This is a genomic window from Brevibacterium sp. JSBI002, assembly GCF_026013965.1.
GTDB lineage: Bacteria > Actinomycetota > Actinomycetes > Actinomycetales > Brevibacteriaceae > Brevibacterium.
Window position 1 is genome coordinate 2,777,880 of sequence record NZ_CP110341.1, and the last position, 14,244, is coordinate 2,792,123.

The following is a 14,244-nucleotide window of genomic DNA, read 5'->3' on the forward strand; positions in this document are numbered from 1 at the left end:
ACGATGACCACAACAGCTTCGATCGAACTCACCCTCAAGGACATCTCTGCCTCGGGAGCGAACGACGATATGTGCTCGACGGACCTCCTCGATGCCCCGTGGGACGTCGACGAACGCCCCGGCTACGGTCCCGGTTCCTCGATGGCCGACCCGATTCCGGTCGCTGCCCCGCGTCAGGGCGATATCCCCGAGGAGTACAAGCAGGCCGCCCCTGAAGAGCTCGATGCCCGCATCCGGGCTGCCAAGGCCACCCTCGGCAATCGTGTCGTCATGCTCGGCCACCACTACCAGCGAGTCGAGGTCGTCGAACACGCCGACTACATCGGCGACTCGTTCATGCTCGCCCAGGCCGCCCAGAAGCATCCGGAGGCCGAGGCCATCGTCTTCTGCGGCGTTCACTTCATGGCCGAGACCGCCGACCTGCTGTCGAAGCCGGAGCAGTCGGTCATCCTCCCCAACCTCGCCGCTGGCTGTTCGATGGCCGATATGGCCAGCATCGATCAGGTCGAGGACTGCTGGGAGCAGCTCGCCGAGGTCTTCGGCACCGAAGCCGACGCCGACGGTCGCGTCCCGGTCATCCCCGTCACCTACATGAACTCCTCGGCCGCGATCAAGGGCTTCTGCGGTCGCAACGGCGGAATCGTGTGCACCTCGTCGAACGCCGAGGTGGTTCTGGAATGGGCGTTCGAACGCGGGCAGCGGGTCCTCTTCTTCCCCGACCAGCACCTGGGCCGCAACACCGCGGTGAACATGGGCATCGGTCTGGACGAGATGCCGCTGTGGAACCCCGCCAGGCCGCTGGGCAACAACGACGAGCAGACTCTGCGTGATGCTCGGGTCATCCTGTGGCAGGGATTCTGCTCCGTGCACAAGCGCTTCACCCCCGCCCAGATCGACAAGGCCCGAGCTGAACACTCCGACGTGCGCGTGATCGTTCACCCCGAATGCCCGCGTGAGACCGTCGAGACCGCCGATGAGGCTGGGTCGACCGCCTACATCACGAAGGCCATCGCCGAGGCGACCGAGCCGACAACGTTCGCCATTGGCACCGAGATCAACCTCGTCCAGCGGCTGGCCGCCGAGCATCCGCAGCACGAGATCTTCTGCCTCGACCCCGTCATCTGCCCGTGCTCGACGATGTACCGCATCCACCCCGGCTACATCGCATGGGTTCTCGAATCGCTCATAGACGGTCAGGTCGTCAATCAGATCTCCGTCGACGCCGAGGTGGCCGAACCTGCCCGCGTGTCCCTGGAGCGGATGCTCGCCGCGAAGCCGCGGATCTGATGAGCCGCGTCATCGTCGCAGGCTCCGGGATCGCGGGGCTGACTGCGGCACTGCGCCTGTCCGGCCGTCACTCGGTGACCCTCGTGACGAAGGGCCGCCTCGGCGAGTCGAACACCGAGTGGGCGCAGGGCGGCATCGCCGGTGTCATCGGCCCCGACGACACGGTCGATTCCCATATCGCCGATACGCTCACCGCTGGCGCCGGGCACTGTGATCAGGAGGCCGTGCGCACCCTGTGCGAAGCCGGTGAGGACGCGATCGTCTCCCTCACCGAGGCGGGGGTGGACTTCGACACAGATCCGACCGGAACCTGGGTCAGGGGTATGGAAGGGGCACATTCCTATCCGCGCATCTTCCATTCCGGAGGGGATGCGACCGGCCGGGCGATCAGCACCTCCCTGGCGCAGAAGCTGCGCACCGAGGTCGCCGCAGGACGAGTCACCCTGATCGAGGACACGATGCTCGTCGACATCCTCACCGACACCCGCGATCGTCGACCGGCTCGAGCCACCGCCCTCGCCGAAGCCACCGGAGTCACCGTGCTCCGCGACGGCCGCGTCGAGGCTCTGCCTGCCGATGCGATCGTGTTGGCCACCGGCGGAGCTGGCCAGCTCTTCGCGCACACGACGAACCCGCAGGCTGCCACCGGTGACGGACTGGCCGCTTCCATCCGCGCTGGCGCCGAAGTCTCCGACCTCGAGTTCTTCCAGTTCCATCCCACGGCCCTGGTGGGGCCCGGCTTCCTCATCTCCGAGGCCGTCCGCGGGGCCGGTGCCCTCCTCCTCGACGAGTCGGGCCACCGGTTCATGACTGACATCGACGATCGCGCCGAGCTCGCCTCCCGTGACGTCGTCGCCCTCGCGCTGCACCGCCGCCAAGCGGCTCAGGACGGACGTCCCTGCTTCCTCGATGCACGGGCCGTGCCGGATGCGGCGGCGAAGTTCCCGAGCATCACCGCGGGGCTTGCTGCTCGCGGCCTCGATCTGTCCCGAGACCTCATTCCCGTCACCCCAGCCGCCCACTACTTCATGGGCGGGGTGGCCACGGATCGCGATGGTCGCACGAGCATCGCGGGGCTCTTCGCCGTCGGCGAAGTCGCGTGCACCGGAGTGCATGGAGCCAATCGGCTGGCCTCGAATTCGCTGCTCGAGGGCGCGGTCTTCGCCGCCCGCGCCGCGGCAGCGATCGACGCACTGCCGGCCGACGCATCCGCAGCCGGCCTCTCCGCACACCGTGCAGACCTCGCCGTCGAGGATTCGAATCCAGTGAGTCATGACCTCCCACTCCCCCAGTTCGGTTCATTCCACCAGACGGCACTGACACGAACCGAGCTGCAGGCTCTGACCTGGGCTCATCTGGGTGTGGAGCGCACGGCCGAGGGCCTGCGGACTCTGCTCGACCGCCTCGACGACGGTGCCCACACACACGCCGCCCACGACGACGGCTCCACCGGCGACCTCACCAATGACGAGGAATTCAACGCCGACCATTCCGTACCCGGCATCAAGCCACTCGAGACCGCGAATCTCGCTCTCATCGCCGAACACATGGCTCGGCATGCGTTGGCCCGGGAGCACAGCCTCGGCGCGCATACCCGCACCGACACCGCCGCCGACGACCGCACCGACGTTCGCACCGCCACCGCGCTCACTTCGCCCACCGCTCTGCTTCAGGAGGCCACCGCATGCTGACCGCTTCAACCATCGATTCCGCACTGCGCACAGCCCTCGACGAAGACGCTCCCTGGGGCGATCTCACCGGCGAAGTCTTCATCCCCGCCGCAGCCTCGGCGACGGCCGATCTGCGTGCCCGCGAAGACGGGGTGCTCGCCGGGATCGAGGTCTTCGCCCGTGCCTTCACACTCGTCGACCAGAGCGTCACGGTCGACCTCGCCGCCGCCGACGGAGACGCTTTCACTGCAGGTCAGGTGCTTGCCACGGTCGCCGGCCCCGCTCGGGCGGTGCTGCAGGCCGAACGGATCGCGTTGAACTTCTGCCAGCGCATGAGCGGAATCGCCACTCAGACTCACGCCTTTGTCGAGGCCGCCGCCGGGCGGGCACGCATCGTCGACACCCGCAAGACGACTCCAGGGCTGCGCGCGTTCGAGAAGCATGCCGTGGTCTGCGGCGGCGGACACAACCACCGCCTGGGCCTCTCCGACGCGGTCATGGCCAAGGACAATCACCTCGCCGTGCTCACCGCTGCCGGATTCAGCGTCGCCGAGGCAATCCGCACCGCCCGTGCCCGTCTGCCGCATACGACGACGATCGAGGTCGAAGTCGACCGTCTCGACCAGGTGCCCGCGGTGCTCGACGGCGGCGCCGATATCATCATGCTCGACAACTTCACCCCGGCTCAACTGCGCGAAGGCGTCGAACTCGTGGGCGGCCGCGCCGTCGTCGAAGCCAGCGGCAACGTCACCCTGGAGACGATTCCGGAGATCGCCGCCACCGGCGTCGACGTCATCTCCTCGGGCGCGCTGACCCACAGTGTCCGTGCTATCGACCTCGGTCTCGACCTCTCCCTCGAGGCCTGAGATGACCGGGCGCCTCTACTTCGACACCGCGGCCGCGGCCCCCGTGCGCAGGGAAGCCCTCGAGGCCGCTTGGCCGTATCTGGCAGGGGCGTTCGGCAACCCGTCGAGCCACCACGAATTCGGGCGCGGACCCGCCGAAGCCCTCGCCGATGCCCGTGCTCGCGTGGCGAAGGTGCTCGGCATGCGCGCCACGGACATCACGTTCACCAGCGGAGGCACCGAGGCGGACAACCTCGCAATCATCGGCATGGCCCTCGGCGCTCGGACTCAGAGTCGAGCTCAGGCCCAGGGCCGGGCTGGGACCGTGGCGCCGCCTCGGCGACATATCGTCACTTCCCCCATCGAACACGAAGCCGTACTCGCCTCGGTGGAGTTCCTGACCCGCGTCCACGGTTTCACCGTCACCGAGGTGGCCCCGGCCTCCGATGGGACAGTGACCCCCGAAGCCCTCACAGCGGCAATCCGGGCCGACACCGTGCTCGTGAGCTTGGGATATGCGAACAATGAGATCGGCACCGTTGCGGACATTCCGACCCTGGCCGGACTCGCCCATGAGGACGGTGTCCTCTTCCATACAGACGCCGTGCAGGCGGCCGGGTGGCTGCCGCTGAGCGGGTTGGGCGTCGATGCGCTCAGCCTGGCCGGGCACAAGGTCGGAGCGCCGAAAGGCATCGGTGTGGCCGCGATCCGCGCCCGCGTCCCCGTCGAACCGCTCATCCACGGTGGCGGTCAGGAGTCGGGCCGACGCTCGGGCACGGAGAACGTGGCGTTGGCCGTCGCATTCGCCACGGCCCTCGAACTCGTCGAGGCGGAGCGGCATGAGGCCGCCGATCGTGTCCGGGCCATCCGTGATGAGTTCATCGCCACGGTGCTCAGCCACGTCCCCGGGGCGTTTCTGACCGGCGCGGCGGGCACGGCCGGCCCGGATGGCCGGACGACGCGGACTCCGAATCACGCGTCGTTCTGCTTCTCGAACGCCTCCGGCGAGGCAGTTCTGCTCGAGCTCGAACGACTCGGGGTGACGGCCTCGAGCGGTTCGGCCTGCGCGGTCGGCTCCGATGAGCCCTCCCATGTGCTCACAGCCTTAGGAGTCGCGGCCGAGGTCGCCCAGACGAGTGTGCGCTTCACCTTCCCGTCCTCGATCAGCTACGACCAGGGACGCGCGGCCGCCCGGGCCGTCATCAGCGCTGCCGAGAGCCTCGCTTCGTCCTTTGCGTGAACGGCGTCTCACGCCCGAGTTGATTTTGATCACCTTCACGCTCGCCAGGTGGGATAGCCCTATCTTTCTCTGTATTTTGGGGCGAGACTGAAAGAGAGGCATTCGTATCAGGGTGTGAGGGGGCCGCCATGGATCTGCTGATTCTGTTCATGATCGCAGTGATGTTCGCAACGATCGTCTTCTTCGTGGGACGATTCGCCTGCCCGAAGCATGACCGGGTGCCCCTCATCGAGGTCGATCACGTCCTCCTGTGGACCACCCTGCGCCGTGGCTGGCATGCGCTCGGATCGTTCGGTCCGCTCACTCATTACCCGGATGGTCCATCCGGAGCGTCTCGCGCCTGAGGCGGGAACGCTTCCGCCCGCCGACCGAGGTGACCGACTCAAGGTCAGGGCCACCTCGGCGAGGGGGATCCGATGCTCCCTGGAATCAGACGGTGACTACCTGGGGCAGGAACACGGAGACGTCCCAGTTCTGCATGGCGTGGGCAGAGGCCCAGAAGTGGAGTTCGAAGACGCAGGCCTGTTCGAAGGCCGCGCGCATGCGGGCGGCTTCCTCGCTCGGGGCCTTCGCGAGTTCCTGTTCGAGGATCTGCACGGCCTGGCGGGTCGATTCGTCGAAGTCGGGAGAGTCGTAGGTCTGCACCCAGGTGCGGTAGGGGTGGTCGTCGGCCATCTGCCCGGCCCGGTCGACAAGCACCTTGCCCATATGGGCGTACACCCAGAAGCACGGCAGCACTGAGGCCACGCCTTCGCCGTAGGATCGGCTGGCGGCGTTGGCGACGAGGAAGGACACGTATCCCAGCGTCGTCGGGGAGGCCTCGAAACGGGAGCCTTCCGCGGTGAGTTCTTCCAGCGCCGAGGCGAGTCGGGCGTCGGCGAGCAGCTCTGCGTGCATCTCCTCTTCGACGGTGATCGCCTCGGCGGCAGATCCGGCCCAGAATCGGGATTCGTCACGGTCGACGGTCTTCGCGGCCAGGAACGACATGGCTTTGGCATATCCGTTCAGGTAGAGGCTGTCCTGCGAGATGTAATTGACGAAGGCCTTCGGATCGAGGCTGCCGTCGGCGAGCTGGGCGAGGAACGGCAGCTCTTCTATCTGCTTGACGATGGGACCGACGCGGTCCCACAGCTGGGTGGTCAGTGGGCCGGCGGTAAAGGTGACGGTCATGGGAACTCCTTTGTGCTGGTGTGACGTGGTGATTCGTATGATGTGGTGGTTCGAGTGAGTTGGCGGTTGCGGTGAGGTGGTGGTCAGACGGGCTGGATACCTCAGGAGTGTCGACCGCGGACGATGTCGACCTGGTGGTCGACCGGTCCGTGGGCGCCCTCCGGATCTAGGCTCAGCTGCCAGTCCGCAGCCGAGGTGAGAGCGCGAGCAAGATAGTCGAGGGCATTGCCGACGGCCTCGCCGAGGATGTCCGATCCGATCTCTGTGTGTTCGCGGCCGAGGACGGCCACCTCGGCGGTGATCGCGGCTGACAGGGTGCACCCAGTTCCGTGCGTGTTCATCGTCGCCACGCGGGGGTGGGTGAACTCGCGAACCTGGCCGTCGGCGGTGGCGAGGATATCGATGACTTCGTCATCGCTGCCGTGTCCGCCCTTGAGCAGGACCGCTCCGGGCCCGCGTTCGAGCAGGCGCCGGGCCTGGTCACGCATGGCTTCAGTCGTCTGCGCTTCAGGTTCGTCGTCGGAGATCAGCAGGGCCGCCTCGGGGAGGTTGGGGGTGATGAGGTCGGCGACGGGCAGCAGGTGGGTGCGCACGGCGTCGACGGCATCGGTCTCGAGGAGGCGGTGGCCGGAGGTCGCGATCATCACAGGGTCGACGGTATAGAAGCCGAGCCGACCTTCGGCGGCGCGATCGACGACGAGTTCGACGAGGTCACGGCTGCCGAGCATTCCCGATTTCGTCGCATCGACGGGCAGGTCGCCGAGCACGGACTCGAACTGATCGGCGACGAAATCGACGTCGATCGGATAGACCCGGGACACACCGTGCGTGTTCTGCGCGACGAGAGCAGTGATGACGGTCGTGCCCATGGTCTTCCGCGCGGTGAAGGTCTTGAGGTCGGCATGGATTCCGGCGCCGCCCGAGGGATCGGTGCCGGCGATGGACAGGGTGATCGGCGGGCGGGTCGTCACTGTGCACTCCCGGTGAAAGCGGCGAGCAGCTCCTCGGCCGCAGTCTTCGGATCGTCAGCCATGCAGATCGCCGAGACCACGCAGATCCCGATCAGCCCACGTCCCTTCAGGTCAGGGGCACGATCGGCGTTGATGCCGCCGATCGCGACCGCGGGGATGCCCGCTTCTGCCACCAGTTCGCGGAGATGGTCCGGTCCGATTCCGTCGGGGGCGTCTGCTTTCGTGGAAGTGTCAAAGACCGGCCCGATGCCGACGAGGTCGACGACTCCGGAGTCGCGGGCGGCGGCGAATTCGTCGCTGTTCGCGGCCGAGAGACCGATGAGCGGTTCCGCACCCAGGGCGGCGCGCACCTCGGCGACGGTGGTGTCAGTTTGGCCGACGTGGATGTGCACGTTCTCGCCTTCGTCGATGAGGCGGCGGGCCACCTCGACGCGGTCGTTGAGGACGACGGGAACCGTGCGGTCGGTGTCGCGGGCGGCGGCTTCGACGGCGGCGATGACTTGGCGGGTGAGCGAGTAGAAGTCACCGTCGTCGATGTCTTTGTCGCGGACCTGGACGATGCCCACTCCCCCGGCGACGGCGGCCTGCACGGTCTCGGCGACGCTGCGACCGGCGGCCTCGCATTGCGCCGAGTCGGTGACTAGGTAGAGGCGCGTGTCGATTCCGGCGAAGCGGTCGGTCGAGCCGTCTCGGTCGTTCACGGTCGCGCCGTCGTCGGCCGAGTTGTCAGCGATGTGGGCGGATCCGGCGGTCATGCCTGGACGCCTTCGCCGGCGGTGAGCGTGTCGAGGCCGATTCTCGCCTGCGCGAGTCGGTCACCGTCGACGGTGTGGAGCGCGTCGAGGAAGTTCACCGAGTAGCTGCCCGGACCCTTCGCACCATCGGCGGCGAGTTCCCCGGCGACCGCGAAGTGGGCGTGGGCGGCGACGACGGCTTCGAACTTCGCCGAGGCGGCCCCTCCGTTCGCGGACTGCTCGGGGGCGCTGATTGCTGAGACGTCGGCGTCGGGGTCGGCCAGTCCGGCACGGGCGGCGGCCAGGTATGCGACGGTGACGGCGCCGAGTGAGCAGCCGGTGCCGATGACCAGCGGCATGAATTCGTGTCCGCCGGAGATCCGGGCGACGTGATCGGTGCCGTCGATGTGGGCGACGACGGCGTCGGTGGGTCCGGAGACCGCGACGATTGCGCCGGTCTTTCGCGACAGTTGAGCCGCGGCGGGAAGGACGGCATCGACTTCATCGGTGGATTCGACTCCACGACCACCGAGTCCGACTCCGGCGAGTGCTGCGATCTCGGAGGCGTTGCCGCGGATGGCAGTCGGTTGATCGGCGGCGGCACGGCGGATGCGGGCGGTGCGGAAGTCGACGGCGCCGACGCTCACGGGGTCGAGGACCCAGGGCTTGCTGGCGGCGTTCGCGACGTCGATGGCTGCGTCGGCGGCGAGCAGCTGATGGTTCGAGGCGGTTCCGAAGTTGACGAGGATTCCGCTGGCGATTCCGGCGAACTGTCCGGCGTCGGCTTCGTGGTCGAGCATCGCCGGGGAGGCGCCGATGGCCAGGAGCACGTTCGCGCTGAACTGCTGCACCACGGTGTTCGTGATGCACTGGATGAGTGGATTGCTTGCGCGCAGTCGCGCATTGGCAGAACGCAGGTCGAAGTCAACCATGACGATCCCTTCGCTAGTATGGCCCAGATCAGGTTCGATGGGTGTCCTCTCAGCCTCGCCGATCTCCGCCTGAGCGGATCGTCATGAGGCACCCCATGTCATTGGCTCCGACTGTATCAGCCCGGTCGGACACGGGCGACTCCTCCATCCAGCAGAACCGCCGAGCGGACCCCGTCGCGGCGAAACCACCTCCGGTTCAGGGTGGTTTCGCCGCAACGGGGTCCGCTGAGGGAAGAGCAGCCGCTACCCCCGCCCGACGTACCTCTGGCCGCGGCGGCTCAGCGCATCGATGACGACGGCGGTGAGCAAGACGAGTGCGGTGATGATCTGCTGTGCATCGGAGTTGAAGCCGATGAGGTAGAGACCGTTGTTGATCGCACCGACGACCAGGGCACCGAGCACGGCTGCCCAAGCAGTACCGCGACCGCCGAACAACGAGGTGCCGCCGATGACCGCCGCGGCGATCGCATTGAGCAGATCCTGCGTGCTCACCAGCGTCGATCCCGCGTTCGTCGTCACACCGGTCTTGATGAAACCGAACAGCGCGGCCAACACACCTGCGGCCATGAACACGCTGATGCGCACCCAGGTCACGCGGATACCGGCTCGCCGGGCGGCCTCGACCTTGCCGCCGACGGCGTAGATCGAACGACCGTAGCGGGTCTTGCGCAACACGAGGTCGATGACGATCGCGATGACGATCATGAGGAAGAACGGCATCGCCAGACCGAAGTCCTGGTTGACGAGGATGAGGAAGCCGAACACGATCGCGGCCAGCAGCACGATGCGCACGATCACCGACGCCCAGCTCGGGGCGCTGAGGCCTTCGCGGTGGCGACGCATCTTCGAATAGATGATGCCGCCGCCGAAGCCGATGATCGCGACGGCACCGAAGATGTAGGCCCAGATCGCCGGGAAGTAGAAGCTCGCGAAGTCGAAGGCGAAGGTGTCCGACATCGACAGGTTCTTCTGCGTGCCGAGAGTCGTCAGGGTCAGACCGGTGAACGCGAGCAGACCGGCCAAGGTGACGACGAACGCCGGGATGCCGACGACGGCGAAGAACCAACCTTGGATCGCGCCGACGACCAGGCCGAGCAGCAGCATGATGATCAGCGCCAGGGCCGGCGGCACACCTTGTCTCACCACCAGAACTCCGAGCAGCGAGGCAGCCAGACCTCCCAACTGCGCCAGAGACAGATCGATCTCGCCGAGGAGCAGGATGAGGTTGATGCCGAGAGCCAGGATCGCGAGGAACGCGACCTGAGTGGAGAGATTGACGAGGTTGGCCGGAGAGATGAAGTTCGAGTCGGCCGACTGGAACACGATGACGATGACGATGAGGGCGAGGATGACCGGGAACGACCCCAACTGCCCCTCTTTGACCCGGCGGACGAAGGTGCCGATGACGCCTTCGGACGAGATCCGCTCATCGGTGATGAAGGAATTGCGGGTCATCGGCGCTCACCCCTCCGTGCGGCGCGTTTGGTCACGACGTTGTCGCTGGCTCCGGTGATCGCGGCGACCAGCACGTCGGTGCGCTCGTCACCAGGGAAGTCACCGGCATCCTTGCCCAGTCGCAGCACGTGCACGCGGTCGCACACCGCCTGCACATCGGCCATATTGTGGCTGACGAGCAGCACCCCGAGGTCGCGCTCCTTGAGCCGTTCGATGAGGTTGAGCACCTCGGCCGTCTGGGCGACGCCGAGCGCCGCCGTCGGTTCGTCGAGCATGACCAGTGATGGTTCGCCGAGGAGGGACCGGGCGATCGCGACCGTCTGACGCTGACCGCCGGACAGGGCCGCGATCGGTACGCGCACGCTCGGGATCTTTGCCGAGAGGCTGCGCAGCAGCTCCCAGGATTTGGCTTCCATCGTCACTTCGTCGAGGACGCCGCCGCGGGTCTTCTCGTGTCCGAGGAACAGGTTGGCCACCACGTCGAGGTTCTCGCACAGGGACAGATCCTGGAACACTGTGGCCACTCCGGCTTTCTGGGCATCCTTCGGGGAGGAGAATCTCTGCGCCGTGCCGTTCATGATGAGTTCGCCGTCATCGGCGGCGTGGACTCCGGCGATGACCTTGATCAGGGTCGATTTGCCGGCGCCGTTGTCGCCGACGAGGCCGACGACTTCGCCGCGGCCGACGCTGAGATGGATGTCGGTCAGGGCTTGGACTGCACCGAACCGTTTGTTGATTCCGCGCAGTTCGAGCACCGGCTCGCTGTCGCTGCCCGGCGTCCACGTCGTTGCGGGTGCCGGGTCGGGTGTCTCTGGTGTCATCTGTTCCTACTTGTCACAGTCGTTGACCCCGGCAGCCGGCGACCGGTGGTGGTCGCCGGCTAGAGGTCGGTCACGTCAGATTGTGAACGCCCACGCGCTCACTTCACGCCGGCATCGGCACAGAGCTTCTCCACCTTGCCGGTGCAGATGTCCTCGGCCTTGATCTGGTCACCGACGATGTCTTTGATGGTGTCGGTGGTGACGACCTTGGCTTCGACGAAGTCCGTGGGGGTGTCCTTGTAGGTCGTCCCTGCATCGACGTCCTCGCCTGCGGCCAGAGCCACGGCGGCCTTGGCGGCGAACTCGGCCTGCGGCGGGATCGACTTGTAGATAGTGGCGTACTGGTCACCCTTGAGGATGTTCTGCAGTCCGTCGACCTCGGCGTCCTGACCGGTGACGACGGGTTCGACCTTGGCTTTCTTCGTCGCAGCGATGACACCGCCGGCGTGCCGTCGTTGGCCGAGTAGATCGCGATCGGCTTCTCGCCCTTGCCCTGCAGCTGACCTTCGACCCACTGGCGGGCGTCGTCGGGGTTCCAGTCCAGGGTGTCGTGGCTGGCGGCGATGTCGACGCCTGCGCCCTTGAGGGTCTCTTCCGCGCCGGCCTTGAAGTCCGCGGCGTTCGGGTCCTTCGGGTCGCCGTTGACCATCCAGACAGGTCCCGACTTCGGGTCGACTCCGGCGTCCTTGAGTCCGTCGAGGACGGCCTGGCCCTGCAGGTTGCCGATCTTCTTGTTGTCGAACGAAGTGTAGTAGTCGGCACCTTCGAAGAAGCGGTCGTAGGAGATGACCGGGATCTTCTTCGACTCGGCCTTCGACAGCGCGGAGGAGACTGCGGAAGCGTCGACGGGGTCGAGGACGATGGCGTCGACGCCTTCGGTCACGGCCGCCTCGACCTGTTGCTGCTGCTGAGTCGCGTCCTGATTGGCGTTGCGGTATTCGACCTTCGCGTCTGGGTTGGCCTCTTTGACGTACTTCTCGAAGTTCGGCTTGTCGAGCGACTCGTACCGGGTGGTCTTCGACTCGGGCAGCAGCAGTGCGATCGTGACATCTCCGTCACCGCCGGATCCGCTGTCGGCCTCGTCGTTTCCCTGGCCTTTCTGGTTGCCGCAGCCGCTGAGTGCAAGAGCACCGATCGCGACCGAGGCACCGAGGAGCGCCAGCTTCTTGTGGGACTTAAGGTTGTGCCTCATTGTGAACCTTTCAATCTTTCTGACAACGTTGTCAGGCTGTTGAATATGATTCGCCGAACGTCGCCTGCTGTCAACTGTTTCGTCAAAAGTTTTCAGTGGGTGTCGGGAGGCTCTTCGCCGCTGCCCCGAGCGATGACGCACACTGCATTGTCGAAATCCGGCCCCTTGCCACCGTTATTGCCGTCCCTTGCAGTCACGTTCTCACCAGGATGTGTCCCCTCGCCGAGGCGGCCCCCACCGTCCCCGGAAATGCTGGGTCGGCCCCCGGAGACGCTGGAATCCGCGCTGGCACGGAGTCGTCGGACCGCCTCGGCGGCGAGGGATTCGACGTTGCGATCGACGACGGTGACATCGAGGAGTTCGGCCGTGGGGAAATCGTCGATGCCGACCAGTGCCGGCCATTCGCCGAGGCGGCGGCAGGCGTCGATGGCACCTTGGGTCACTGTGGCGGACAGGGTGATGAGGGCTCCGGGTGCGCTGCGGGAACCGAGCCAGGCGGCGACGACGTTCTTCGCGCTGGCTTCGTCGTGGGCGTCTTCGCGCATATAGGCGCGCCAGCCGACGCCGCGGCGGCCGGCGATGGCGTCCTGGATTCCCTGCAGTCGGCGGGTGGTGATGAGGCTGGGCGAATGGTCGCCGATGACGCCGAGTGCCATGTGCCCGTGAGCGAGCAGCTGTTCGGCCGCGAGGCGTCCCGCCTCACGATCGTCGCCTGCGACGATGCTGATTCCAGGGCCTTCGACCGCTGGGTCGAGGGAGACGATTCGAGTGCCCGGCGCCGAGGCGGCTCGTGCGTAGGTCTCGGCCGCCTCGGGGTGGGCGCGGATGACGATGAGCCCGGTCAGGTCGTTGGCGAGGCATTCGTCGAGGAAGGCTTCCTCCCGGTCGGGGTCGTCTCCGACCACGGTCACCACCGGGCGCAGGTCGAGGGTTGCGAGCTCGGCTTCCACTGCTGCGAACGCACGGGCTTGGAAGGCATCACCGGCGTCGGAGAGGACGACGCCGATATAGGGTGAACGGCCTCCGGCACGCAAGCGCCTGGCCGTGGGGTTGAGGCGGAATCCGAGCTCTTCGGCGGCAGCTTCGACCTTCTCCGCCGTCGAGGCGGCAACGTGCTTTTCGCCGTTGAGGACGCGGGAGGCGGTTTTGATGCTCACGCCGGCACGCGCAGCGACCGTGGCCAGGGTCGGCCGATCGTTCTGCTTCGCCATGCGCACACCTTTGAGTCTGAGAACCGGTTCGTGAATCTGCGCATCGGCGCACAGGCAACCGTTGGAATGATACTAACCGCTCGCGCGGCGGACTCAGTTGTGCTGGCCTGTCACCGCCCGGTCGCCTTGGATGTGACAAGTTCAGCGACCAGTGTGCCCAATGCCACCAGAACGGCGGCCACCGACAAGAGGCCGAGCATGGGCAACCCGAACATGACGGTGATGATTCCGAGATAGCCCGAGTCATCGGAATACGGAATCGACCAGGCGGCCACGGCTATCGACAGACCGACGACAAGGGCAAGGCCCCCTGTTGACTTTACAGCAACGCTCGCCGCTGATATCTGAGGCAGTGCCGCAATGATGAGCGTGCTGGCGATCAATGCGAAAGCCGCGCACATCGAATGGTAGGAGTTGACGGTTCCGGCCTCGAAATCGGAGCTGTCGAACAGAACATAGGCAGCATAGACGGCACCGCCCGAGGCGAGGGCCGCACTCAGTCTGAGCATCATCGTCACCTTCTTGCATGCGCACGAAGTACCGTACTAAAGGACTGTCTGAATGGACTGACCGACGCCGCAGTTGACCGACAGAATCGGGCTGTTCCTCTGGTTACTCTAAGCGCGTTCTCCCTGTTTCCACAGATGCGCACTGCAACGATCAGGTCTCAATACGCATCGCCGAGGCGGGACCCCTTTCCGGAGCCCCGCCTCGGC

Annotated in this window: 14 protein-coding genes and 1 riboswitch; of the genes, 5 read left to right on the forward strand and 9 right to left on the reverse strand. The window is 66.3% G+C overall.

Annotated elements, in window-relative coordinates:
* Positions 1 to 3: 3 nt before the first annotated feature.
* From nadA to LJ362_RS12650, 5 genes are all read left to right on the forward strand, one after another.
* Positions 4 to 1,287 (forward strand): quinolinate synthase NadA, encoded by a 1,284-nt coding sequence (nadA, locus tag LJ362_RS12630; protein ID WP_264799401.1) that lies wholly within the window; start codon positions 4 to 6, stop codon positions 1,285 to 1,287.
* Positions 1,287 to 2,978 (forward strand): L-aspartate oxidase, encoded by a 1,692-nt coding sequence (gene nadB / locus LJ362_RS12635; RefSeq protein ID WP_264799403.1) that lies wholly within the window; start codon positions 1,287 to 1,289, stop codon positions 2,976 to 2,978. The genes nadA and nadB overlap by 1 nt, the downstream gene beginning before the upstream one ends.
* Entirely contained in the window at positions 2,972 to 3,823 is an 852-nt protein-coding gene (nadC, locus tag LJ362_RS12640; protein WP_264799404.1) for a carboxylating nicotinate-nucleotide diphosphorylase, read from the forward strand. The genes nadB and nadC overlap by 7 nt, the downstream gene beginning before the upstream one ends.
* Position 3,824: 1 nt before the next feature.
* Positions 3,825 to 5,042 carry a cysteine desulfurase family protein gene (locus tag LJ362_RS12645; protein ID WP_264799405.1) on the forward strand — a complete coding sequence of 406 codons (1,218 nt, stop codon included), beginning with the start codon at positions 3,825 to 3,827 and terminating at the stop codon, positions 5,040 to 5,042.
* Positions 5,043 to 5,170: 128 nt separating this feature from the next.
* A complete protein-coding gene (locus tag LJ362_RS12650) occupies positions 5,171 to 5,386 on the forward strand; it encodes a hypothetical protein (protein ID WP_264799406.1) in 216 nt (71 codons plus the stop codon).
* 85 nt (positions 5,387 to 5,471) lie between these two features.
* Here the strand turns inward: LJ362_RS12650 and LJ362_RS12655 are convergent, their stop codons facing one another.
* The 9 genes from LJ362_RS12655 to LJ362_RS12695 all read right to left on the reverse strand — a co-directional run bounded on the left by LJ362_RS12655 (position 5,472) and on the right by LJ362_RS12695 (position 14,040).
* Positions 5,472 to 6,212 carry a TenA family protein gene (locus LJ362_RS12655; protein WP_264799407.1) on the reverse strand — a complete coding sequence of 247 codons (741 nt, stop codon included), beginning with the start codon at positions 6,210 to 6,212 and terminating at the stop codon, positions 5,472 to 5,474.
* Between the two features lie 101 nt (positions 6,213 to 6,313).
* Positions 6,314 to 7,183 carry a bifunctional hydroxymethylpyrimidine kinase/phosphomethylpyrimidine kinase gene (thiD, locus tag LJ362_RS12660; RefSeq protein WP_264799408.1) on the reverse strand — a complete coding sequence of 290 codons (870 nt, stop codon included), beginning with the start codon at positions 7,181 to 7,183 and terminating at the stop codon, positions 6,314 to 6,316.
* Positions 7,180 to 7,938 carry a thiamine phosphate synthase gene (thiE, locus tag LJ362_RS12665; protein WP_264799409.1) on the reverse strand — a complete coding sequence of 253 codons (759 nt, stop codon included), beginning with the start codon at positions 7,936 to 7,938 and terminating at the stop codon, positions 7,180 to 7,182. Before thiE ends, thiD begins: the two co-directional genes overlap by 4 nt.
* Positions 7,935 to 8,849: a hydroxyethylthiazole kinase gene (locus tag LJ362_RS12670; RefSeq protein WP_264799410.1), complete on the reverse strand. Its 915-nt coding sequence runs from the start codon at positions 8,847 to 8,849 to the stop codon at positions 7,935 to 7,937. Before LJ362_RS12670 ends, thiE begins: the two co-directional genes overlap by 4 nt.
* A riboswitch (TPP riboswitch) is annotated at positions 8,837 to 8,955 on the reverse strand. It overlaps the preceding gene by 13 nt.
* 137 nt (positions 8,956 to 9,092) lie before the next feature.
* The gene (locus tag LJ362_RS12675) at positions 9,093 to 10,304 is read right to left on the reverse strand and encodes a sugar ABC transporter permease (RefSeq protein ID WP_264799412.1); all 1,212 of its coding nucleotides are present in this window, start codon (positions 10,302 to 10,304) and stop codon (positions 9,093 to 9,095) included.
* The gene (locus tag LJ362_RS12680; RefSeq protein WP_264799414.1) at positions 10,301 to 11,125 is read right to left on the reverse strand and encodes an ATP-binding cassette domain-containing protein; all 825 of its coding nucleotides are present in this window, start codon (positions 11,123 to 11,125) and stop codon (positions 10,301 to 10,303) included. Before LJ362_RS12680 ends, LJ362_RS12675 begins: the two co-directional genes overlap by 4 nt.
* A gap of 103 nt (positions 11,126 to 11,228) precedes the next feature.
* Positions 11,229 to 12,317 carry a substrate-binding domain-containing protein gene (locus LJ362_RS12685; RefSeq protein ID WP_413774210.1) on the reverse strand — a complete coding sequence of 363 codons (1,089 nt, stop codon included), beginning with the start codon at positions 12,315 to 12,317 and terminating at the stop codon, positions 11,229 to 11,231.
* A 92-nt stretch (positions 12,318 to 12,409) separates the two neighbouring features.
* Positions 12,410 to 13,528 (reverse strand): LacI family DNA-binding transcriptional regulator, encoded by a 1,119-nt coding sequence (locus tag LJ362_RS12690; protein ID WP_264799415.1) that lies wholly within the window; start codon positions 13,526 to 13,528, stop codon positions 12,410 to 12,412.
* 110 nt (positions 13,529 to 13,638) lie between these two features.
* Positions 13,639 to 14,040 (reverse strand): hypothetical protein, encoded by a 402-nt coding sequence (locus tag LJ362_RS12695; RefSeq protein WP_264799416.1) that lies wholly within the window; start codon positions 14,038 to 14,040, stop codon positions 13,639 to 13,641.
* Positions 14,041 to 14,244: the final 204 nt, after the last annotated feature.